The organism is Microcystis sp. M061S2 (assembly GCF_020245605.1).
Lineage (GTDB): Bacteria > Cyanobacteriota > Cyanobacteriia > Cyanobacteriales > Microcystaceae > Microcystis.
The window spans coordinates 13,702-36,644 of the sequence record NZ_JADBUP010000081.1 but is presented as its reverse complement, the minus strand read 5'-3'; the positions used below and the strand labels follow the sequence as shown (position 1 = coordinate 36,644).

Annotated in this window: 18 protein-coding genes; 8 read left to right on the top strand and 10 right to left on the bottom strand. The window is 42.9% G+C overall.

Annotated elements, in window-relative coordinates; genetic code table 11:
- The first annotated feature begins 915 nt into the window (after window positions 1-915).
- The 5 genes from cpcB (at window position 916) to IM475_RS14605 (ending at window position 5,689) form a co-directional block, all read left to right on the top strand.
- Window positions 916-1,434, top strand: a complete 519-nt coding sequence (gene cpcB, locus IM475_RS14625) for a C-phycocyanin subunit beta (protein WP_004268967.1) — start codon at window positions 916-918, stop codon at window positions 1,432-1,434.
- Window positions 1,435-1,500: 66 nt separating this feature from the next.
- Window positions 1,501-1,989 (top strand): C-phycocyanin subunit alpha, encoded by a 489-nt coding sequence (cpcA, locus tag IM475_RS14620; protein ID WP_004268966.1) that lies wholly within the window; start codon window positions 1,501-1,503, stop codon window positions 1,987-1,989.
- A 176-nt stretch (window positions 1,990-2,165) separates the two neighbouring features.
- Complete coding sequence (locus IM475_RS14615; RefSeq protein ID WP_002749927.1) at window positions 2,166-3,044, top strand: phycobilisome linker polypeptide; 879 nt, start codon at window positions 2,166-2,168, stop codon at window positions 3,042-3,044.
- A 137-nt stretch (window positions 3,045-3,181) separates the two neighbouring features.
- Window positions 3,182-4,858 carry a bifunctional 3,4-dihydroxy-2-butanone-4-phosphate synthase/GTP cyclohydrolase II gene (ribBA, locus tag IM475_RS14610; protein ID WP_287728039.1) on the top strand — a complete coding sequence of 559 codons (1,677 nt, stop codon included), beginning with the start codon at window positions 3,182-3,184 and terminating at the stop codon, window positions 4,856-4,858.
- Between the two features lie 66 nt (window positions 4,859-4,924).
- Window positions 4,925-5,689: a Uma2 family endonuclease gene (locus IM475_RS14605; protein ID WP_287728037.1), complete on the top strand. Its 765-nt coding sequence runs from the start codon at window positions 4,925-4,927 to the stop codon at window positions 5,687-5,689.
- 130 nt (window positions 5,690-5,819) lie between these two features.
- Here IM475_RS14605 and IM475_RS14600 read toward each other — a convergent pair whose 3' ends face one another.
- The 7 genes from IM475_RS14600 to IM475_RS14570 all read right to left on the bottom strand — a co-directional run bounded on the left by IM475_RS14600 (window position 5,820) and on the right by IM475_RS14570 (window position 15,601).
- Window positions 5,820-6,878: a D-alanine--D-alanine ligase family protein gene (locus IM475_RS14600; protein WP_287728036.1), complete on the bottom strand. Its 1,059-nt coding sequence runs from the start codon at window positions 6,876-6,878 to the stop codon at window positions 5,820-5,822.
- A 232-nt stretch (window positions 6,879-7,110) separates the two neighbouring features.
- A complete protein-coding gene (locus IM475_RS14595; RefSeq protein ID WP_287728035.1) occupies window positions 7,111-8,112 on the bottom strand; it encodes a hypothetical protein in 1,002 nt (333 codons plus the stop codon).
- Window positions 8,113-8,114: 2 nt separating this feature from the next.
- On the bottom strand, window positions 8,115-8,717 hold the full coding sequence (locus IM475_RS22995) for a J domain-containing protein (protein ID WP_012265584.1): 603 nt from the start codon (window positions 8,715-8,717) through the stop codon (window positions 8,115-8,117).
- A 234-nt stretch (window positions 8,718-8,951) separates the two neighbouring features.
- Window positions 8,952-12,515, bottom strand: coding sequence for a methionine synthase (gene metH, locus IM475_RS14585; RefSeq protein ID WP_287728034.1), 3,564 nt, complete (start codon window positions 12,513-12,515; stop codon window positions 8,952-8,954).
- 138 nt (window positions 12,516-12,653) lie between these two features.
- A complete protein-coding gene (locus IM475_RS14580; protein ID WP_287728033.1) occupies window positions 12,654-13,808 on the bottom strand; it encodes a SpoIID/LytB domain-containing protein in 1,155 nt (384 codons plus the stop codon).
- A 219-nt stretch (window positions 13,809-14,027) separates the two neighbouring features.
- Window positions 14,028-14,660, bottom strand: coding sequence for a type I restriction endonuclease (locus IM475_RS14575; protein ID WP_287728032.1), 633 nt, complete (start codon window positions 14,658-14,660; stop codon window positions 14,028-14,030).
- A gap of 443 nt (window positions 14,661-15,103) precedes the next feature.
- Window positions 15,104-15,601 carry a DUF29 domain-containing protein gene (locus IM475_RS14570; protein WP_002798842.1) on the bottom strand — a complete coding sequence of 166 codons (498 nt, stop codon included), beginning with the start codon at window positions 15,599-15,601 and terminating at the stop codon, window positions 15,104-15,106.
- A 312-nt stretch (window positions 15,602-15,913) separates the two neighbouring features.
- Between IM475_RS14570 and IM475_RS14565 the strand changes: the two genes are divergently transcribed.
- The gene (locus IM475_RS14565) at window positions 15,914-16,222 is read left to right on the top strand and encodes a hypothetical protein (protein WP_353737454.1); all 309 of its coding nucleotides are present in this window, start codon (window positions 15,914-15,916) and stop codon (window positions 16,220-16,222) included.
- Window positions 16,223-16,573 (top strand): hypothetical protein, encoded by a 351-nt coding sequence (locus tag IM475_RS14560; RefSeq protein ID WP_002775598.1) that lies wholly within the window; start codon window positions 16,223-16,225, stop codon window positions 16,571-16,573.
- Window positions 16,574-16,802: 229 nt separating this feature from the next.
- Here IM475_RS14560 and IM475_RS14555 read toward each other — a convergent pair whose 3' ends face one another.
- Entirely contained in the window at window positions 16,803-20,558 is a 3,756-nt protein-coding gene (locus tag IM475_RS14555; RefSeq protein WP_287728029.1) for a tetratricopeptide repeat protein, read from the bottom strand.
- An 83-nt stretch (window positions 20,559-20,641) separates the two neighbouring features.
- Here IM475_RS14555 and IM475_RS14550 point away from each other — a divergent pair, with 83 nt between their 5' ends.
- Window positions 20,642-21,751 carry an S-(hydroxymethyl)glutathione dehydrogenase/class III alcohol dehydrogenase gene (locus IM475_RS14550; RefSeq protein ID WP_287728028.1) on the top strand — a complete coding sequence of 370 codons (1,110 nt, stop codon included), beginning with the start codon at window positions 20,642-20,644 and terminating at the stop codon, window positions 21,749-21,751.
- A gap of 151 nt (window positions 21,752-21,902) precedes the next feature.
- Here IM475_RS14550 and IM475_RS14545 read toward each other — a convergent pair whose 3' ends face one another.
- Together IM475_RS14545 and IM475_RS14540 are read right to left on the bottom strand one after the other, a co-directional pair.
- Window positions 21,903-22,226, bottom strand: a complete 324-nt coding sequence (locus IM475_RS14545) for a transposase (protein ID WP_287728040.1) — start codon at window positions 22,224-22,226, stop codon at window positions 21,903-21,905.
- Between the two features lie 352 nt (window positions 22,227-22,578).
- A complete protein-coding gene (locus IM475_RS14540) occupies window positions 22,579-22,839 on the bottom strand; it encodes a helix-turn-helix domain-containing protein (protein ID WP_287728027.1) in 261 nt (86 codons plus the stop codon).
- Between the last annotated feature and the right edge of the window lie 104 nt (window positions 22,840-22,943).

Below are 22,943 nucleotides of genomic sequence, written 5' to 3'. Positions count from 1 at the left end.
GGTGTTAGGTTACACCTCGGAGCCTTCCGTTCCCCGCTTCAATTCCAGAGTTGTGATTTCTGAAACTGGGGGTGGCTATCGCCGTTACTCTCAACTTGTAACGATTATTACAAGTGTATTGACCTTGAGTTCCCTTGCCTAATTTGGTATCGGGTGATACTAAACGTCGGGACAGATAAACAGTTATAAGGTTGGTCAAGGTTGACCTTTTAGATTCAGTCAAGGGACTGAAGACCTTACTAGGCGGTTATTTCGGGTATTCCAACCCTATTTCATGCCTAAACGTTTTGCACACTGATTTCTAGTTTAAGGTCAGGAGCCGGTCGTCGGTCGTCAGGAGACAGCTTTTTATTGATTCTCCCCACTCCCCCACTTCATAATTCATAATTCATAATTCCCACACCCCTCTCCCTTCTTTACAAAACTTCATCGTAATTTGAGGGCTGGAAAGGGCAATCCTTGGGTAATAGGGGAAGGGAGAACAGGGAAATATTAAAAAAAACTTAAATTTTTTATCTTGCTGGCCTTTATACCCTTAAAGCCTTGCTGTCTCTGATTTCCCGACGGTGAGAGGCTTTGAGCCATGGTCAGGGATTGATGACCAACTTGATCGAGTTATTGTTAAGTGACCGTTACAAAAAGACAGCAAAAAACTTAATAAGATGTAACAAACAAAGTTTCGACAGCAGTGTATAAATTTAATTTGAGGGGCCAAGATAACAGACAAAAGTTAAGCTGGATACTTGTTTAACCTCCTTAGGTGATTTATGAGAGAGCCATGAAGTTTTTTCAGGTTTCTTAAAGTAGGTCGCAACAATCACGGTCAAGGCTCGTCTAGGCTCACCGTGAAATCCCTTAAGAGGGAAAACCTTTTAATTGCAAGCAAATCCCATTTAAATTTAGGAGATTGTCACAATGTTTGACGCATTCACCCGGGTAGTATCCCAAGCTGATGCTCGCGGCGAATATTTAAGCTCTTCCCAACTAGACGCTCTCAGCGCCATGGTTGCCGACAGCAACAAACGGATGGACTCTGTTAACCGGATCACCAGTAACGCTTCCACCATCGTTGCCAACGCCGCTCGTAGCCTGTTCGCTGAACAGCCCCAACTGATCACCCCCGGTGGTAATGCCTACACCAGCCGTCGTATGGCCGCTTGCTTACGCGACATGGAAATCATCTTGCGCTATGTTACCTACGCTACCTTCGCTGGCGACGGCAGTGTTCTCGATGATCGTTGCTTAAATGGTCTTCGCGAAACCTATGTAGCTTTAGGAGTACCCGGAGCTTCCGTAGCTGCTGGCGTAAGCAAAATGAAAGAAGCTGCTTTGTCCATCGCTAACGATCGCAACGGTGTCACCCCCGGCGATTGCAGTGCTTTAATGTCTGAAATTGCCAGCTACTTCGACCGCGCCGCCGCTGCTGTCGCCTAGTCCCTGGGGCTAGTCTCAATTAAACCGTAGGAAACTTATTGCAAGATTATTGGGAGATACCAAACAATGAAAACCCCCCTTACCGAAGCCGTAGCAGCCGCTGATTCTCAAGGTCGTTTCTTAAGCAGCACCGAAATCCAAGTTGCTTTCGGTCGTTTTCGTCAAGCTTCTGCCAGCCTCACCGCCGCTAAAGCTTTAACCGAAAAAGCTAGTTCTTTGATCTCCGGTGCCGCTCAAGCCGTGTACAACAAGTACCCCTACACCACCCAAATGCAAGGGGCTAACTTTGCGGCGGACCAACGCGGTAAAGAGAAATGCGCTCGCGACATCGGTTACTACCTCCGCATGGTGACCTACTGCTTAGTTGCTGGTGGAACCGGTCCGATGGACGAGTACCTCATCGCTGGTATTGACGAAATCAACCGCACCTTCGACCTGTCTCCTAGCTGGTACATCGAAGCTCTCAAATACATCAAAGCCAATCATGGTTTAAGTGGCGACCCCGCAGTAGAAGCCAACTCCTATATCGACTACGCTATCAACGCTCTCAGCTAGTCCGATCAAAAAAACTGCTGGTCTGGAAAGACAGGAGGTTGTTAGCAAAAGGGTTAGCAATCACCTGTTCTTCCAGACCTTGTTATATCCATCGTCAAGGTGGCCAGGTAATCGAACTGATCCTCCCCTAGTTTTGAGCGATCAGAAAATGATCATTTTTTTGTAGGAGAACTTTAGTGGCAATTACTACCTCAGCTTCTCGTTTAGGGACAACCGCTTTTAGCGAGGTTGCTCCCGTGGAATTACGTCCCGATTGGTCCCGTGACGACGCACAGGCGGTTATTCGCGCCGTCTATCGTCAGGTGCTAGGCAATGACTATATCATGCGTTCCGAGCGCCTTACCAGTGCCGAATCCTTACTCTGCAACGGTTCGATCACCGTGCGGGAATTCGTCCGCGCCGTGGCCAAATCGGAACTGTATAAGAACAAATTCTTCTACGGTAACTTCCAAACCCGCGTCATCGAACTTAATATCAAACATCTTTTAGGTCGCGCTCCCTACGATGAGTCGGAAGTGGTCTATCACCTCGATCTCTACGAAAACAAAGGATTCGAGGCCGATATCGACTCCTACATCGATTCCGCCGAATATACCGAAAACTTCGGCGATAGTATTGTTCCCTACTATCGTGGTTTTGCCAGCCAACCTGGTCAAAAAACCGTGGGATTTACCCGGATGTTCCAACTCTATCGCGGTTATGCCAACAGCGATCGCTCTCAGATTGCCGGCAAAACCTCCCGTTTAGCGGTGGAATTAGCCCAAAACGGCGCTTCGGCAGTGGTCGGTCCCTCCGGTGGCAGCGATGGTTGGGCCTATCGTCCCTCCGGTCAACGCAACACCCCCAGCAAAGCTCTTGGTGGTAGTGTGGCCTATGGTGATGTGGGTAAGCTCTATCGCGTGGAAATTGCCGCTATTAGCAAACCGGGTTATCCCCGTGTCCGTCGCAGTAGCAAAGCGATTATCGTCCCCTTTGAACAGTTAAATAACACCCTGCAACAGATCAACCGTCTCGGTGGCAAAGTTGCCAGCATCACCCCCGCTAGTTTGAACTAATTTTCTAGCTTAAGATAACTAAAAGTCTCCCGGGCAGCCGTCAGGTTCACCGGGAGACTTCTTTCTAGGGAACTGGCAGAAATTGACCCTCAGCAGATCGAGCAAACCTGTAGAATGAAAATAGTTCTATCGTTTTAATGCCTGTGACTGTCACTTCGATCGCTTTTGACTCTATCGATACTGCCTTAGCGGAAATCAAAGCCGGACGGGCTATTGTAGTAGTTGATGATGAGAATCGCGAAAATGAAGGAGATCTAATCTGTGCGGCCCAATTTGCCACCCCCGATCTGATTAACTTCATGGCAGTGCAAGCTCGCGGTTTAATCTGTCTGGCAATGACGGGAGAGCGTCTTGATGCTCTCGAATTACCCTTGATGGTGACAAAAAACACCGATAGCAATCAAACCGCTTTTACCGTTAGCATCGATGCCGCTCCCCATTTAGGGGTTAAAACTGGTATTTCGGCGGAAGATCGGGCGAAAACCGTGCAAGTTGCCATTAATCCGGTCACTCGTCCCGACGATCTCACCCGTCCTGGCCATGTCTTCCCGATTCGTGCTAAAGCCGGTGGGGTCTTAAAACGCGCCGGTCATACGGAGGCAGCCGTGGATCTAGCTCGGTTAGCCGGGTTGTATCCGGCGGGAGTTATCTGTGAGATCCAAAATCCCGACGGTTCCATGGCCCGTTTACCGCAACTATTTGAATACGCTCGTCAACATAATCTCAGGTTAATTAGCATTGCCGATCTGATCAGTTATCGCTTAAAACACGATCGCTTTGTCCATCGGGAAACGGTCTGTAATTTTCCTAGTCAATTCGGCACTTTTCAGCTTTATGCCTACCGAAATTTATTAGATCAAACCGAACACATCGCTATTGTGAAAGGCGATCCCGCTCTCTTTGGTGATCAACCTGTAATGGTACGAATGCACTCAGAATGTCTGACCGGGGATGCTTTGGGATCCTTGCGTTGCGATTGTCGGCAACAGTTACAAAGTGCCTTAAAAATGATTGAAAACAACGGTTTAGGGGTGGTGGTTTACCTGCGACAGGAAGGACGGGGAATTGGCTTAATTAATAAGCTAAAAGCCTATTCTTTACAGGATATGGGACTAGATACGGTGGAAGCCAACGAAAGGTTAGGATTTCCCGCCGATTTGCGCGATTACGGGATGGGAGCGCAAATGCTTAACGATTTGGGGGTGAGAAATATTCGTTTAATTACCAATAATCCCCGTAAAATTGCCGGATTAAAAGGCTATGGTTTGGAAATAGTCGAGCGAGTACCTTTGCTGATCGAGGCTAATGATTATAATTCCAATTATCTGGCCACAAAAGCGGAAAAGTTAGGACATCTATTCCTACAAACCTATCTAGTCACCATCGCTCTCAGTTGGGGGGAAAATCCGCCGTCAATTTCCCAAAGATATCATCAATTGGAGAAATTACGGCAGTTAAGTCGCGCTAATCAATTATCTCTCCAAGAAGAAACCCGACCGGTAGCCAATGCCCTTTTTGATCGCGCCCCTTTGATCGTACATTTAGGTTTAGATATTCGTCAGGGTGTCAGCAGTAATTGGTATAAAAATCCTTCCCATCCTTATCTTCTGGTTATTGACAAGATATTAAATGACGTTAAAGATTGGTCGGAAATTGAACGCTTAGAATTTTTAATTTCCGACGGAGACGATTCGATGACGGGATTACAAATGAAACTCGATCGTCAAAAAATGTCCGATGAAGATTTCTCACAATTACCACAATTAGCTACCCAAATTATCTACAGTTTTACTCGTGATTCAGCCAAAAATTAGTTTTCTATGACCAGAAAAGAGCGTAACAGTTATAATTAAACAAAGCTAGTGTAACGGGGAAAAACTATGACAACTCTCGACATTTTACCGGAAGTTACCTGTCCCCCCACCGATTTATGGAGTGATGAACCACCCTTGGAAAGTGATTTACATCTACAACAAATTACAATTCTAATCGGTTGTTTAGAAAGGTTATGGCAAGAAAGAACTAATTACTATGCTTCGGGCAATCTTACCATCTACTATAACGAAGAACAACTAAAAAAACGTGATTTTTGTGGTCCTGATTTTTTTGTCGTCTTAGATACGGAAAAACATCCGCGTAAAAGTTGGGTAGTTTGGGGAGAAGGGGGTAAATATCCCAATGTGATCGTCGAGATTCTCTCCGATTCTACGGCCAATATTGACCGAAATAAAAAGAAAATTCTCTATCAAAATACCTTTCGCACTCCTGATTATTTTTGGTTTGATCCTGAAAGTTTAGAACTGCAAGGATTTAGATTAATTGCGGGACAATATCAGGCTATTGCTGCTAATGAAAACGGCTATTTATGGAGTGAACAATTAGAACTATATTTAGGCATATTTGACCGTAAACTGCGTTATTTTACCGTCGATGGTCAATTGGTTCCCACTCCCCAAGAAGCTGAATTAGAGCAAAGACAAGCAAAGGAACAGATTCTTTTAGAAAGGGAACAGATTCTTTTAGAAAGGGAACAGGAACGACAAGCGAAGGAACAGGCTATCCTCGAAAAAGAACAAGCTATCTTGGAGAAGGAAAAATTAGCCCAACAATTACGAGAATTGGGCATTGATCCCGAAACTATCTGATTGATCAATATCTCTAAGTAGTTAGGTGTTAAAAATTGTCAGTTTCCCCCCTTATTAAGGGGGGATCAAGGGGGGATTTATCTTCTATTTAATAGGTAATTCCTATCCTAGAAATGGTGGTAATTTAACCTTATTTTTCCTGTCTTTCTAAAGCTAATTGTACTAACTTATCGACCAATTTATCAAACTCTAAACTGGTGGCTTTCCAGAGTTGGGGATACATACTAAAATTAGTAAACCCTGGCAGAGTATTAATTTCATTGAGAAACACTTCCCCAGTCTTTTCCACATAGAAAAAATCCACCCGCGACAATCCCGCAGCATCCACAGCTTTAAATGCTTCTACAGCCATTTCTCGCACTTGATTAGCAATTTTATCGGGAATATTTGCGGGAATCACCATACTCGATCGCCCGTCAGTATATTTAGTTTCATAGTCATAAAAATCACTATCAAAAGTAATTTCTCCCACCAAAGAAGCTTGGGGATTATCATTACCTAAAACCGCACATTCGATCTCCCTTGCGGTTACTCCTGCTTCAACAATAATCCGTCGATCATAACTAGCAGCACTATCTAAAGCAGCCTCTAATTCTTGCTGGTTGCGAGCTTTACTAATACCCACCGAAGAACCTAAATTAGCCGGTTTAATAAAACAAGGATAACCTATTTCCTCGGCGATTTGATCGCACAATTGCGGAAAAACACAGGCATTTGACCACACTTGCGAGCGGGTTATGGCCTTATACTTAACTTGGGGTAATCCAGCGGCTGCAAAAGCAGTTTTCATGGCAATTTTATCCATGCCTAGGCATGAACCCAGTACCCCACTACCCACAAAAGCAACCCGCATGAGAGTGAGTAATCCTTGCAAAGTGCCATCTTCTCCATTCGGTCCGTGGAGAATTGGAAACCAAACCTCAATTTCGCTCACTTCTGGAGGAAATTGCCAGATATTGACTTTTATATCACTCTCAATAGCTAGGGGTTGCCCAGAGGTTAAAATTTGTCTAGCAGTTGCTGCCGAATGCCAACAGCCATTTTTATCGATATAGAAGGGGATAACGGCGTATTTGTCAAGATTTTCGGGGTAATTAAAAGCTTGCAGGATCGATCGAGCCGAATTGATAGATACCTCGTGTTCTCCCGATCGACCACCAAACAACAATCCTACCTTGATCTTATCCATATTATCCTCTCTAGACCCAGCTAGATCCTAAATTAGAGTTCAACTATCATATATACTATGGGCGGAGTTGACAATAGTTGCCAATGATTTAGATGCGGCTGTTCCTCGTGAGATAGGAGTTTTAACCCAAATTCTCGATAAATTAATTATCGCTCATGATGAGATATGGTCGTTCTTTCCCTAAAAAAATCGATAATCACTTTGGAGCTATTCACACCCCGAAATTGAATGATTATTTAGCTAATTTTTCCAGTTTTTTCTTAGTTTTCTGAAGTTTTAAGGCTAAATTACCATGATGTTCGGGATAGTAAATGTGCAAGAATTCGATAAAATCCTCGATTGTACAAGGTTGATGAAATCCCCCTAAATTACCGTGGAATTCTTGGTGAATTTCTTCTTTAATAGTCACCAAATTCAGATCTAATGTCGCTAGATGGGGATATTTTTGGGCAGAGTAAAGATGATGGACAGCGAGATTAAATTTTACATCTTTATCCGGTTTTTGCCCTGTCACCTGACAAGTGTTTTTATCTCTAGTTTTAGCTCGTTTTTTAGCCTTTTCAATCTCGATTTTTTGTTTGGTATCGTCATCTAGATGTTCCTGAATTTCTTTAAAGGCAAGAGGAAACTCGATTTCAATCATTTTACACATTTCTTGGCGCGATTTATTCGTCAAAGTTTCACTCATGGATTTAGAAATCATCACTATTCCACTTTCAGAGAACCAAAACTCTCTTTTTTCATCTTCGTAAAAATCTACTCCTAATTCTAGAGGTTTATCAGTTCTTTGCTGAAGATGATTCACGGTTTTATTTAGCTTGGCTCCATTAGTTTCTAAAATTCGCCGTAAACTCTGTTTATGAATCATAGCCACTCCTTGATAAACTTGAATTTCGCCAGAGTCAATGAGTTCAGCAAAAATTAATTTTCGTGCCAAAGAGCGACGAATTTTTTGATCGTGCTTAGTAAAAAATTCTCTAAATTTGTAGAAAATTCCTCGCTTTTCATTCTTCTCGATATAGGAAGCAATTTTAAAAGCACCTTTAGGGGAAAAGTTACGGAGTTTCTTTTCCTTATTGACAAATTGATAATCGTCACCCTCAACTAAATCCCAATCATCATTAGGATCAGCATCAAAAAAGCTAACGATTTCATCCAATCTTTTATGAGAAATGGAAAGCCATTGAATTAGTTCAGCTTCTCTGATAGTAAAAATTTCTTTTTTGCGAGGCATGATTATTTTATCTCCGTGGTGATAGACTTATACATCACAGTCAAACGATCAAAGATGTGAGAGTTTCCTGTTTCTTGGTTATCGGGATGATAGATCTTAGAAAGACGATAATAAGCATTTTTAATGTCTTCCTTGCTGGCAGTGTTTGGATCAAGATCGAAAACACGATAGGGACGAAAGTATTTAAAAATGTTGATACCGTTGATACAATCTTTCCCCTGTTCGTAATCTTCTTCGGGAAGAATACCGATATATTTCCTGTAGATAACCTCCCAACTTTCTCGCTGAGATAAATTGATATTATCAAAGGCTCTAGTAGCCATTTGAAACATACTCGATTTTTTTAATTCTGTGGTATTGTTAACCTCAAAATAGGCATAAACTGCCTGTTTAAGTTGCGTTAGAGTTAAAGGTTTAACTTTTGAGCTTGTGGTGGTGGTGGCTGTAGTTTTTGATTTAGTTAACGATGGTTTAGGAGACTTTTTACGGTGGTTTTTGATGACAAAATCGGCAAAATCTTCGAGAATACGACTTTCGATCGAGTATTGCTCACAGATATGACTAATCTGCTCTAAAATGAGCGAGTTAAGAGGATTAGTGGTCATAATTTCCCTAAGAAGCTGCAAAAAATTTAGCCTTTCTTATCAAGATGAAGTGTAGGCTAATTTGGTATGAACGACCGACGACTGACTCCCGAAAACTTCCTATCCTAAATTAATACCACGGCAGTGGCCACTTTGTCATATGGTTAATAATGAAAAAAATTGCTGGCATATTATAGATTTAAGTCGATAATTGAAATGAAAACTCAAATCTGATTACTGATAACTGGTCACTGATTAGGTACTAAAGTATTTAGCGGTGGGGTGATAGGTAATAATGGCGGTGGTGGATTGTTCTGGGTACAATTGTTCGCTTTCGTCCATATACATCCCAATGCGATCGCATCCTAACAGAGCTAATTGCTTGTATTGGTCCTGAATATTGGGACAAGCGGGATAGCCGAAACTATAGCGAGAACCCTGGTAACGCTGTTGTAGTATATCGCGGATATTATCGGGATCGAACTCTGCGAAACCTAACTCGCGACGGATGCGGGTGTGGGTCCATTCGGCCATGGCTTCGGCGGTTTGGACAGCCATGCCGTGATAATAGAGGTATTCGGTATATTCGTTGGCATCAAAGAGAGATTTAGCGTATTCTGTGGCGATTTCCCCCACTGTCACCGCTTGCATCGGGAAAACATCGATAATACCGGATTCCTGCGGGGCGAAAAAGTCAGCAATACAGAGACGACGACCGGATTTCTGGCGCGGAAACTCAAAAATGGCGATTGGTTGCAGATTTTCGGGTTTTTCGCCTGCTTGTATCGATTCGGGATCGTAAATTAACAGGGAATTACCAGAGGATTGACAGGGAAAATAACCATAAATTAATGTGGGGTTTAGTAAATTTTCCTTGACAATTTTCTCTTTCCATGCTGTCAGAATTGGATGAACTTTTTCCTGTAAAAACTGGTCGTATTCTTGCTTAGATTGACTTTTGGGTTTGCGGAATTGCCATTGACCGACAAATAAAGCTTGTAAGTCCAAATACCAGAAAACCTCCTCGATGGGAATTTCTGCAGCTGTTAATATTTTAGTACCCCAGAAGGGCGGTGTTGGTCGGGGAATATCAACTGCCACCGCTTCGGACCGACGGGTATCAATAACTAATTCTTGGTTGACGCTGCCATCAGTAAAAATAGTATCGGGATTAACCTTTAATTCTTCGGCGACAACCGGGGGTTTTTCTGCCTCGGCAAACTTACCTAAAAAGCCTTTACTATCATCCCATTGACCGCCAGCTTTAGCGGGCATTAATTTATCCATAAAATGCAGGTCAGAGAAGGCATCTTTTCCATAGATAACCTGCCCCTTGTAGGTTTTTTGGCAGTCATCATGGACAAATTTGGGAGTTAAAGCCGCCCCGCCAAGGATAACAGGAACGGTGATTCCTTTTTCATTAAAAACCTCTAGATTTTCCTTCATAAAAGCCGTCGATTTCACCAATAAACCGCTCATGGCGATACAATCGGCCTTATGTTCTTTGTAGGCTTCGATGATATTTTCTACAGGTTGTTTAATGCCCAAATTAATCACCCTATAGCCGTTATTGGTCAAGATAATATCAACTAAGTTTTTACCAATATCGTGAACATCCCCTTTAACCGTTGCGATAATAAAAGTCCCTTTGGCATTATTATCACCCTCTTTTTTCTCCATAAAGGGTTCTAAAAAGGCAACGGCTGCTTTCATAGTTTGGGCAGATTGGAGAACAAAAGGTAACTGCATTTGTCCTGAACCAAATAACTCACCCACTACCTTCATCCCATCCAGGAGGAAAATATTAATAATATCTAGGGGTGGATAGTCCTGTAAAGCTTGCTTTAAAGCCTCTTCCAGTCCCAATCTTTCCCCATCAATAATATGCTGTTTTAAGCGTTCCTCCACGGGTAAATTAGCATTACTAGAGGGGTCTTTTTTAGTAGTTTTACCCGCAAATAATTCGGTTAATTTGGTCAGGGGATCATAAACACATATATCGCCATCAAAACGACGATTATCATAGATTAAATCCCGACAAATTTGCTGATATTCTGGTTCAATTTTTGCCAGAGGAAGAATCTTATTGGCGCTGACGATTGCCCCATCCATCCCCACCTGCATCGCTTCGTGAAGGAAGACAGAATTTAATACCTGACGCGCTGCCGGATTCAACCCAAAAGAGATATTAGACACACCTAAAAGAATATGACATTCGGGCAGTTCTTGGCGAATTCGACGCATTGCTTCGATAGTAGCCTTGCCATTTTCTCGGTCTTCTTCGATACCGGTAGAAATCGGTAAAGCTAAAGGATCAAAAAAGATTTCGTAGGGAGGAATTCCGTATTCTATCGCAGCATAATAGGCCCGTTTAGCTATCTGGAATTTTTTCTCGGCAGTGCGTCCCATTCCTTCTTCATCAATGGTTCCAATTACTACCCCCGCGCCGTATTTTTTCGCTAAATCCAAGACTTGATAAAAACGCGATTCCCCGTCTTCGTAGTTAGTAGAGTTGAGGATACATTTACCCCCCGCTACTTTTAACCCCGCTTCCATTTTTTCCCATTCGGTGGAATCTAACATTAAAGGTAGGGTGACATTATTAACTAAACGAGAGGCTAATTGGTGCATATCGCGCACCCCATCCCGGCCCACATAATCGACGTTGACATCGAGAATATGCGCTCCTTCTTTTACCTGCGCTTTCGCCATCGATACTAAACTATCCCAGTCTTCAACATTGAGAAGTTCCCGACATTTTTTAGAACCACTGGCGTTTAATTTTTCCCCGACAATCAGGAAAGAATTATCTTGAATATAGGGTTGGGTACTATAAATAGAAGCGGCGGAGGGTTCATAATGATAATGACGAGATTTCGGAGTTAACCCCTGACTTAGTTCCGCTAAAGCTTGGATATGGTCGGGACGAGTACCACAACAACCGCCGATAATTTGTACTCCCAAATCTTCGATAAAGTGCATTAAAGCCATTTTTAATTCTACGGGAGTGAGGCGATAATGCGCTTGACCGCCGACATTTTCTGGTAAACCAGCGTTAGGAATACAAGAAACAATAAAAGGGGAATTTTCCGAGAGATATTTAATATGGGGTTTCATTAAATCGGGACCAGTGGCGCAGTTAAGTCCCAAAATATCAATTTTATAGGGTTGTAAAATAGAGACAACGGCGTTAATTTCCGTTCCTACTAACATCGTTCCCATGGTTTCCATCGTCACCGAAACCATCAGGGGCAATCGTTGACCTTTTTTCTGAAATACTTCTTCAATAGCATTTAAAGCCGCTTTAATTTGCAGCACATCCTGACAGGTTTCTACTAATAATAAATCTGCCCCGCCATCGTACAGACCCTCTACCTGTTCTACATAGGCATTTTTAAGCGTATCAAAGTCAATATGACCCAAAGTGGGCAGTTTTGTCCCCGGCCCCATGGAACCCGCCACAAAACGGGGTTTTTCGGGGGTAGAGTATTTATTCGCGCAAGCTTTGGCCAGTTCGGCGGCGCTTTTGTTGAGATAATAGGCTTGATCGGCTAAATCGTACTCGGCTAAAACTATCGAGGTTCCCCCGAAGGTGTCGGTTTCAATCACATCCGCACCCACGGCTAAAAAGGCTTCGTGGACTTTCGCTACAGCGCTAGGTTTAGTATGGACAAGATACTCGTTACAACCTTCGTATTCTGCCCCACCAAAGTCCTCGGCCGTCAGATTTTGGCTTTGTAGGGAAGTTCCCATCGCCCCATCAAAGACGAGGACGGGATGCTTGGGGCCGTTGAGGTAGTCGAGAAAGGGGCTATTCATAGAGAGATTTACTGCTATAGCATTTTGAAAGTTTATTGTAATACGGTTACTAGAAATCTGCTATGGTCGGCATTTCAGTTATCAGTGATCAGTGATCAGTTATCAGATTTGAGTTTTCAGTCGAGAAAGCCAATCAATCTAATTTTGTAGAACTAGACGAGCTAAACCAACTCCGGGATAATAATTACCGAGAATTTGTTGATAATCTAGGCCTTTTTCCGCTAATTTATAAGCTCCAGTTTGACTCATGCCGCGACCACCGTGGGCCCAAGCGACAATTTCATCCGTGGCGGCATAAAGAGACTCGACTACACCCCCTTTATAGCTGAGAATCTGCCCAGCAGTGGCATTAACCGCCTGGTGAGTCGATTGATACTCCGAGCGAATGCCTTTATATACCTGCCAACGTTGGCTATTGCCCAGATGAAACCAAGCATTAGCGGGGCGGATCATGTGTACTAGGGCATAGGAACGAGCGGCGATCGCCTGTGCCTTTAAAGCGTGCATTGGTGCGGTGGAGTGCATTTCACTACCCACCACACTATAGAGATAGGCCTCTAAATTAACATGATTAACCACTAATAAGCGATCGCCTTGGGCAACAAGGAGGATTTTGCCCCGATACCAACCATCATCCACATAAACTAAACCATCGGCACTGGTGGGCTGCACAAAAATCACCTCTGGCAGCGATAAATCGCCCATTTTTAAGCCATTGGCACCTGGAATGACCGGTAAACCCTCGTTAGTGGCAATCGTTTTTAAACCACGACCTTGGCGATCGGTGATCACCGCTGGCCCGTTAACTCCAATCAAAACACTGGCCACATCCCTTTTAATCGCCACGCGAATTTCTAGGACCGGCGGCGTATAATTAGCGGGAACCACTAAGGGTTGTCTAGTCACCGGTTTAACCGCGGCAGCGGGGGCAGTATTAGGGGAAGTTTGAACCGATGGTGCTAATTTTTTCGGTGCCAAGGGGGAAGATTGGGGAGAGGGTGCTGATTTTGGAATCGCAGAAGATTGGGGAGAGGGGGATAGTTTCGGCGATGGTGCGGTTAAGGGTGCGATCGGAGATGGGATAATAGGATCAGGGGAGGCAGCAGTTTCTAGATTTGCCTGCGGTTGCGGGGTTTCTGGTTTTTCCTTGGCTAAATAAGTTAAGAGAATTGGCGTAAAAGTGGCGATCGACAACAAAGGAACGGCACAATGGCGCAGCAGGGAAAAATAGGTACTAGCAGCAAATTTCACTTTAATCACACCATCTTTAATTTTCTTATCTAACTTTATCATTCCCCTCTCAGGCCGGGCAATTCTAGACAAAAACTCTCGTATTCTTGAGCTTGTTAGGACAAATAAGGCTGAAATAGTCAAGAAAAGCCGAAAAAATTCTTAACCGCCCATCCTTAGATTAGCTGAATCTCTTCTAATCCAGGCTCTTCTAGGTTCTGTGTGATCAGCTTAACTTACCATAGAAGCGATCGATCTTTGTGTCCTTTGTGTCTCTGTGGTTCATTCCACCCCCTCGCTAGACTGACAGAGATGTTTAAGGATTTTGAGAACCTCGTATAAATCCCCCGGATTTCTCATGGCAAATAAACGAGAGGTTCCGTATAAAGGTTTACCGTCCCATAATAATTTAACAAATAAAAACTCGGAACCATTGGTCAACATTCCATAATTAGGACGGTTGGGATGAGGATTGACCATTAAATAAGCTAATAATTGCGGTAAACCTACTTCAACGGAATAAATAACCCGTTTTGATTCAATAATCATTACCCATAATTGCTCTTTTAGAATTAAAGTATCTAACCTTCCTTTAATTATTAAATCTTGCTCTTTTGTAATAATTTCAACAGACTCTTCTGCTTTAATGTGAAAGGGAAATAGATAAAAGTTACCAATAAATAATAATGGATCTAAAACCGTCATCCTCACCGAAGTTTCTAAAAAGGGAGGATAATTCAATAAGTTAAAATAACCTGTTTTGATTTTATCTAACAATTCTTTTTCCTGTTCAGAGATTGCTTCTAAGTCTTCTTGCCATTCCCCAAAAAAATGCTCATCTTCTATAAACTGTAGTTGAAAATGATTAATTAAATCTCTGAGAGTGACTTCTTTTGCTTGTAAAATTTGAACCATATTTACCTCCTTAATTAACACTTACGTTAATGGTAATTTGCTATTTTTAATTGAATTTACCTAAATTTTTAACCAAGCAAAATATCCGTTACTGACAGGGTTAACTGCTCTAAATCAGAGAGAACAGTTAAGGATATGGTCTTGTTTTGTTTACCTGCACATCGCTTCGGTTAGCATCGTTCAGGTTTTTATCAGCTGCTTTCGCTCTTCCTACATCATCCAGATTAGCCATCGTCTTCTCCTTAATTTAGAGTACATGAAAGGTTCACTTTGCTATGATTTATCCAAGAGATTTATTGAGATATAAGTAGTTAGGTGTTAAAAACTTTATTCCCCCCTTATTTCCCAGGGAAGGGGGGTTAGGTCATTCGGGCGATTTTTCATGTTGGCAAGGTCATATTCTGGTTTCATGGTTTTATTATCGATAATGTTTACTTTCGTTTTTACCCGTAAAAGTCCTCATTTAGAATCTGTTCAGGTGTGAAAGGACAAGCGAGGGGATACTCACTTTCTTGGGGAATACGAATACCAAATTGAGCGCGTTTACCCTGTTTGATGGCGACTTTACGAGCGCTGGAATAGGCTTGTGTGATGGAGATTAAGAGATAAGATTTAAGAGAGGGAGTCTTAAGTAAATCATCTTGAACGCGCTGGCGATGCTCATCTACTGAATTATACCAACTTGCTTTCATTGTCTCAGGAGCATCATGCTGTATCTTTAATTTGAGTAAGTGAATCAACAAGACCATTAAGTTGCTCTCTAAGGCGCGTTTCTCTGACTTACCCAAATCTTTTAACTCCTCAATTAAGTTTTCTATATCCAGTTGTTCAAACTGTCGATTCTGTAATTGATGAATAGTTTGCTCAATCCACAACTGAAGATCTTGTTCGTAAAGTGTTGTGGGATTTTCTTGAATGTCCGATTGTTTTAATAAGTTCATTTGGCTTTCATTAAGTTAACGGTAGATGAATAATTTGGTCTTTATATTTATTATTATACTTGATCTTTACCAGATAGTGTGATCGCATTGGGTTCTTAATTATTGACCTCTCCCCTGGCCTTTCTCCTACAAGGAAAGGGGAGAGAATTTAGCGAAGAGAGTGCAACAACAAACTGGGTTTGTTGTCAAGGCTCCAGCCCGAACAAGTTTAACCTGTTTTCTTTAGGTAGTGAGAAGCTAAATGGACATAACCCTATTGCCCAAATTGGGTAACTTATCTAGAATAAGTATATGAAGAGAGGAGGAGACGTGATGGAGTATCAGAATTTTTCGCTCATTAAAGAAGATATTCAGGCTGATGCTTGGGGACGGATTAGCCTTGGGACTGAATGTAGCAACCGTCACTATCGAATACTGATGAATGCAAGCGGGGAACTCCTCCTGGTTCCCATGGTTGCGATTCCAGAGGGAGAACTATGGGCTTTTCAGAATCCTAGTGTCCGCGAGTCGCTCAAACGGGGACTCGCAGAAGCCCGCACGGGAGATTTAGCTGAAGAACCCGTCGATTTAGACGCTATGCTTGAGTTTGCTGAATCTATTCCTGAAGAAGTCGAGGAGTAATTGAATTTCTCTTTACGACAGACACAGGAAGCTCGAAATACTCTATCTGAATTGCGAGCAGAAGCGGAACAGGCTCAAAAGACTCGCCTAGCTCAAGGTAGGACAAAAGCATCGAAACAAGAGGGTCTCTACAAACAGGTAACAAAAGCCCTCAAGCTCCTCAGTACAAACCCAAGACATCCGGGACTAAAAACCCACGAATTTAATTCCCTCGATAACCCTTATGATTCAACACAGAAGGTTTTTGAAGCCTACGCCCAACAGAATACACCGGGAGCCTATCGAATTTTCTGGTGCTATGGACCTCATTCGGGGGAAATCACCATTCTCGCTATTACACCTCATCCGTAGATCACAACATTGTAGGGGCGAAGCATTCGGGCAATAACCTATCGCTGAAACCGTAGATTTCCTATCCGAATGCTTCGCCCTTACTTTTTCAGCAAGCCCGAAATAGTTAGCGCTGAAGCGCAACAACAAGCCAGGTTCGTGAGGGAGTGAGGGAGGATCATCACCCCATCACCCCCCCATCACCCCATCACCCTCTCTTTTTAAAGCCGGATTTAGTATTAGGGGGGAGTTAGACCAAACCCCGCACCTCCTCAACCCCAATCCCGAAAACAGAAGCAATACCGACAAGAATCTCCTCATCTTGCGTTTGCTGATAAAGAGCAACAAGAAGAGGCAAAGAATAGGTTTGTACCCTGTAACTATCGTTAAATTCTGCAAAAATTTGTAAGGCTTGCAGGTAATAACTTTTGGCTTGGCTCAATTCCCCAACTTCTTCCGCTACCCTTCCCAACTGGTGCAGGGATTTGGCTTGGGAGAAGCGATCATCATATTCAATGTAGATCCCAATAGCTTGCTGGCAGTAGCTTCGGGCTTGCTCCCATTCCCCCAATTCTTGCGCTACCGATCCCAAACAGTTCAGAATGCTGGCTTGGAAATAGTGATCGCCATATTCAATGTAGATCTCAATAGCTTGCTGGTAGTAGCTTCGGGCTTGCTCCCATTCCCCCAATTCTTGCGCTAGGATTCCCAAATACTGCAAGGTGCTGGCTTGGGAGAAGCGATCCCCATATTCAATGTCGATCTCAAGGGCTTGCTGGTAGTAGCTTTGGGCTTGCTCCCATTCCCTCAATTCGTGCGCTACCGATCCCAACTGGTGCAGGGTTCCGGCTTGCTCATAGCGCTCCCCATATTCAATGTAGATCTCAATAGCTTGCTGGTAGTAGCTTCGGGCTTGCTCCCATTCCTTCAATTCTTGCGCTACTATTCCCAACTGGTGCAGGGTGATGGCTTGGGAGAAGCGATCGCCATATTCAATGCAGATCTCAATAGCTTGCTGGTAGTAGCTTCGGGCTTGCTCCCATTCCCTCAATTCTTGCGCTACCCTCCCCAACTGGTGCAGGTTTCCGGCTTGCTTGTAGCGATCCCCATATTCAATGAAGATCTCAATAGCTTGCTGGTAGTAGCTTCGGGCTTGCTCCCATTCCCTCAATTCTTCCGCTACCCTTCCCAAATTGTGATAGACAGTTCCCAATATTGAGGCTTTTTGTTGCTCGTCCACCCCTTGGAGATTTTGAGTTAATTCAATAACTTTTGGATGAGTCTGTTTCGCCTGTTCATAGTTTTTTGTATCTTGATAGGCGAGGGCGAGACTAGCCAAAGCATTGATAATATTGCCACCGATTATCCCAGTTTTAATCTGCTCAGGATAAGTTTGACAAGCTTGACAAACACTCTCGCATAGTTTCAGTCTGCTACTAACATCATTGGTAACAACAAAATAATTATGTAAGCAAAAGAAGATATTTATATCTTCCTGCTTCTCCAAACAAATCTGCAACGCATTAAACAGATTTTCATACTCCCAGCGACAGAACAATATCCCCCACTGCTTCTCCTGCGGATTTTTGGAATCTAGTAAGGTATCATAATAAACTGCCAAGTCTCGGTAATGATTCTTAAAACCCTCCCAAATTGCTGCTTGTGTCTCTGGTGCTAATTCCTTTAACTTCGTTTTTAGGAAGTAGGGAAAAATGGGCTGGATAGTCAATAAATAGGGCAATTCTTCACTCATCGGCGAAAGCAAACCCCAATGAATCGCTTCTTCTATCGCTGCATCAAATTGATCAAACTGATAGCCTTGTAAAGGTTCTAATTGCTGTAGTTGTTGACTATAAATAGGAATAACACCCCTGTGAATAAACCCACTAAAAGGTGCTAAACAGAGTAACAACTTCTGCGCCTCCTCCGACAAATTACTGTGGGAATATTCCACACACTTGATGATATTATTAGTCTTATTCTCATCCCCCACATTAACTAATTCCGCCAACTGTAACCCTTGCCAAATCTCCTCCGGTGACTGTCGCTTCAGATTCGCTAATACCACTTCCATCGCCAACGGATATCCCGCCAACAACTTCATCAAGCGTTTAAAATAATCATCCTTTTTAATCGCATTTTTCCGACTCTTCGCCTGACGTTCTAAAATTCTCTCCGCTAATTCAGTTCTCGACTCTTGGTCTAATCCTTGTAAGTGATAGATATTCTCCTTAAAAGTCCTGCGTTGCAGCCAAGTTTCCTCACTGCGAGAACCCAAAATCACCTTCGTTTTTCCCCCCACCAAATTCGTGAGAAAATCGGCGATTGCTTCCCTTTCATTCTCCGGTAAAGTATTCTGAATTGCTAACGGTTGTCCCGTCACCGACTCCAGATTATCTAAAATGAGAATATACGCCTCACTGCGGAGTTTTTGTTCTAGTTTCTTTACCCGCGCTTTCAGGTTCATCGCTTGGAAACTCGCCTGTTCAAAGCGATTATAAATTCCCTGACCGATTTCATAAACAATCTGTTCTAAAGTCCAAGCTTTTCTATCATAACCAAAATAGAAAATATGGGTCGCCCAGTTGGTTTTCTGCCACCATTCTCGTAGATAATTGAGTAAAGTAGTTTTTCCTGTCCCTCCCATTCCTTTGAGTAAAAGGATATTATGTTTCAGCAGCGCCTTTTCCATCTTGAGAATCTCTAAATCCCTGCCGACAAAGCCGTATTCTGGTAAAGGAAAGACATATTGATTGCCGATATGTTCCCAGTATTTTTCCTCCTCTTCTGGAGTAAATGGACGCAAATTGAGATTAATTTTACCGCGACAATAAATCACCGGTAATAACCAATCTTCCAAATCTATTCTCGTATTATAATAGGCGCGGCGTTGCTTATTATTGAATAACTCTAACCGTCCCTTTCGCATCGCTTCCGTTAGGTCTTTTCCGTTCAATAATTGCTGATAAATTGGTTTCATCATCAACTTAGCTGCAGAAACCGTCACCGAATATCCCATCGCCACCACTGCTTGCATTCCCGCAGTCATCAAACGACTTCCTAAACTGGTTTCCCGATAGTCTTCTGATTCCTGGGAAATTTGCTTTGCTGACTGACAAGCATTGAGAATACAAATAGGGATATTTTTCCCAGTGAGTAAATTCGCTAATTCCGTCGCTTCTACCGGAGTCGCTTGACCTTTTTCTTCTCCTTCCAGAAACAGAAAAGCTTTTACTCCCTCATATTCTGCTAAATCTTCCAGTCCCCATCCCCTTTGATAGCGCCAAGAGTCCCCGTGAACCTGTCTTTGGTACTGTTCATATTCCATTAATCCGCCATGAACATCGAAATGAATAACATGATAGTATCCTTCTCCCTTCTCATCCAGATGTCTGGTTAGTGATTCATAAGTTCCGGGACGCAAAATATCAATTTTTACCGGTATTTCACTACTATTTACCAGTTCTACCAAAGGACGGGAAATCGTGCGATAGTTAACATCAGATTCCTCATTAGGACGCGCAATCACCACCAGAAGATTGATAGTAGGATAAGTGGCCATTTGCACCGGGACAACTGTAGCCCCTCGACGCTGGCGGGAGATGATACAATCTATAGAAAAAGGACGCGGTAAATCAGGATCTTTCAGCGCTTCCCAATGTAAAGCTTGAAATTCTGGCGACTGACTTTCGATGATAATTTGCAGTTGACTTAACTGCTTTCGCAAGTCTCGATATTCCCCATAAGCATTTAAATTACTCTGGAAAACCTGTTTAAATAGGTTTTCGCCATAGTTTTGGACGCTGTTGGCGGCTTTTTGCGCCTTATCCGTGTCTAGGGTGGGAAATACTAACCATTCCTCAAAGTACCATTCTAGTTGTTTTTCTTCTTGGTTAGTAAAGGGATCAGTAACCGTAATTGGGTAGCTGTTACCGCTATCAAAATTGAGAGTAGCAGTAAAGCCACCATCGTTAATTCCTTCTTCGCGGATGGTGAGGACTAACATAGAGATAAGTTTAGAATTGTTCTATTACAACTCTTCAGCAGTTTAACGGTATTATACTGGAAAAAACCTATTGCTTTGAGCCTATGGATGTTCGAGCGGCAGTTGCCCTAGAAGCGGGAAAACCCCTAACTATTGAAACGGTAAAATTAGCCGCACCGCAAGCGGGGGAAGTGTTAGTAGAAATCAAAGCCACGGGAGTTTGTCACACCGATGCCTATACTCTCTCTGGGTCCGATCCTGAAGGCTTATTTCCCTCAATTTTAGGCCATGAAGGGGCCGGAATCGTGGTAGAAGTGGGAAAAGGTGTCACTAGCCTAAAAGTGGGGGATCATGTTATTCCCCTATACATTCCCGAATGTCGTCAGTGCGAATACTGTCTCAGCTTTAAAACCAATCTCTGTCAAGCAATTCGTCTTACCCAAGGTCGGGGAGTAATGCCAGATGGAACCAGTCGTTTTTCCCTCGATGGTCAGCCTCTTTATCACTACATGGGAACCTCGACTTTTGCTAACTATACCGTGCTGCCGGAGATTTCCCTAGCCAAGATTCGCCAGGATGCTCCCTTTGAAAAAGTCTGTTATATCGGCTGCGGAGTCACTACAGGTATCGGTGCGGTGATTAATACCGCTAAAGTGGAACCGGGGGCAAAAGTGGTGGTTTTTGGTCTGGGAGGTATCGGTTTAAATGTTATTCAAGGGGCCCGTTTGGTGGGGGCCGATATGATTGTCGGGGTCGATATCAATCCCCAGAAACAAGCTTTAGCGACCAAATTCGGGATGACTCATTTTGTTAATCCCCAAGAAATCGAGGGGGATTTAGTGGCCTATCTGGTGGATTTAACTAAAGGTGGGGCCGATTATAGTTTTGAGTGTATCGGCAATGTCCAGATTATGCGTCAAGCTTTGGAATGTTGCCATAAGGGTTGGGGTGTTGCCACTATTATCGGTGTAGCCGGGGCCGGCCAGGAAATTAGTACCCGTCCTTTTCAATTAGTCACCGGACGGGTCTGGAAAGGTACGGCTTTTGGTGGAGCGAGAGGTCGTACAGATGTACCAAAAATAGTCGATTGGTACATGGAGGGCAAGATTAACATTGATGATTTAATCACCCATGTTCTACCTCTGGCAAGGATTAACGAGGCTTTTGACCTGATGCGCCAAGGGGATTCTATTCGCAGTGTGATTACATTTTGAGCAGGGATAATGTTACCGAAAATGTCGGATGAATGCCCCCGCTACATTTTTCGACAAGATACTCACCTTTGCGGGGGATGAAATCCGACCAGAATATCAACGTCTCGACTTCGCTGGACGTTGACCCCATAGCACAATTTATACCAATTCTCTAAATGCCAACTACAGATAGAGCATCCAGGATATAACCTCGTTCAACAATTGAAACAATTACCTCTTTGTTCATTTCTTCGAGTCGTTGACCAATTAACAAACGTAATTCCTCTAAGTCTCTAGGTAGTTTCCATCTCAATCCTTTTTTTAGATATTGCCAAATCTGTTCAATTTGATTAGATTCTGGGCAATGTGGTGGCTGAAACATGAGAATAATGTTATCAGGTATTTTCAGGTTTTTTGACTTATGAAACCTGCCATTATCTAACTGTATTATCAAAATACTATCGGCAAAATATTCAGAAACTAATTCTAAAAATATTTGAAAACATTGACTGTTTAAATGAGTGAATTCGTAAAAAAAAATGCTCTCCTGTCTTCGGCTCTACCACCCCATAGATATAGGTTGCTTGAAATTGACCCTGCACTTTCCCGTAAGGTTTTACCCCTTTTGCTGTTATTTTTCACCCGCTGATTGTTTTCAGTCCCAGACGAGTTTCATCTTCACATAAAAAGCGAATTTTTCCTGTATTACTCATCATTTTTATCGCCACCCAACTCAGCATTGCCAAATTTTCTAGGAGTTTTTTTTTTTAAATCTTCTAACCTTTTTTCTGATTGTTCTAGGCTTTTTGGTCTAGCTATTTTTGGAGACGCTTTTAGCCGATAATATACTAATTTGTGACGGTTTTGTCCTTGGCTTCTCTCCCTAATTTTTCCTCTAACCATTTACAAATCTCGACCTGACTATCAAATCCTTCCTCTTCTTTTAATCTTTTTTCTAAGGCTTTTTCTGCCCACTGAGGAACTTTTCTTGGTCTTCCTGTACTGACTTTTTTAGACAATAATTTTTCTAGTCCTCCTTGACGATATTTTCCTAACCAATCTTGTACAGTGACTCTGTTTCTTCCTAGCATTTCCGCGGCTTCTGTCACCGTTTTTGCATTTTTTGTCTTTAATCAGTACAATACTGGTATTCTTTCTTTTCCTGAACCAGTTTTTTCTTTTCTAAGCAGTTCCTTGAGTTCTGCTTCACTTT

Coding starts and splice junctions, on each gene's coding strand:
- cpcB (WP_004268967.1), top strand. CDS start 916: ATGTTTGACGCATTCACCCGGGTAGTATCCCAAGCTGATGCTCGCGGC.
- cpcA (WP_004268966.1), top strand. CDS start 1,501: ATGAAAACCCCCCTTACCGAAGCCGTAGCAGCCGCTGATTCTCAAGGT.
- ribBA (WP_287728039.1), top strand. CDS start 3,182: ATGCCTGTGACTGTCACTTCGATCGCTTTTGACTCTATCGATACTGCC.
- IM475_RS14605 (WP_287728037.1), top strand. CDS start 4,925: ATGACAACTCTCGACATTTTACCGGAAGTTACCTGTCCCCCCACCGAT.
- IM475_RS14600 (WP_287728036.1), bottom strand. CDS start 6,878: ATGGATAAGATCAAGGTAGGATTGTTGTTTGGTGGTCGATCGGGAGAA.
- IM475_RS14595 (WP_287728035.1), bottom strand. CDS start 8,112: ATGCCTCGCAAAAAAGAAATTTTTACTATCAGAGAAGCTGAACTAATT.
- IM475_RS22995 (WP_012265584.1), bottom strand. CDS start 8,717: ATGACCACTAATCCTCTTAACTCGCTCATTTTAGAGCAGATTAGTCAT.
- metH (WP_287728034.1), bottom strand. CDS start 12,515: ATGAATAGCCCCTTTCTCGACTACCTCAACGGCCCCAAGCATCCCGTC.
- IM475_RS14580 (WP_287728033.1), bottom strand. CDS start 13,808: ATGATAAAGTTAGATAAGAAAATTAAAGATGGTGTGATTAAAGTGAAA.
- IM475_RS14575 (WP_287728032.1), bottom strand. CDS start 14,660: ATGGTTCAAATTTTACAAGCAAAAGAAGTCACTCTCAGAGATTTAATT.
- IM475_RS14570 (WP_002798842.1), bottom strand. CDS start 15,601: ATGAACTTATTAAAACAATCGGACATTCAAGAAAATCCCACAACACTT.
- IM475_RS14565 (WP_353737454.1), top strand. CDS start 15,914: ATGGAGTATCAGAATTTTTCGCTCATTAAAGAAGATATTCAGGCTGAT.
- IM475_RS14555 (WP_287728029.1), bottom strand. CDS start 20,558: ATGTTAGTCCTCACCATCCGCGAAGAAGGAATTAACGATGGTGGCTTT.
- IM475_RS14550 (WP_287728028.1), top strand. CDS start 20,642: ATGGATGTTCGAGCGGCAGTTGCCCTAGAAGCGGGAAAACCCCTAACT.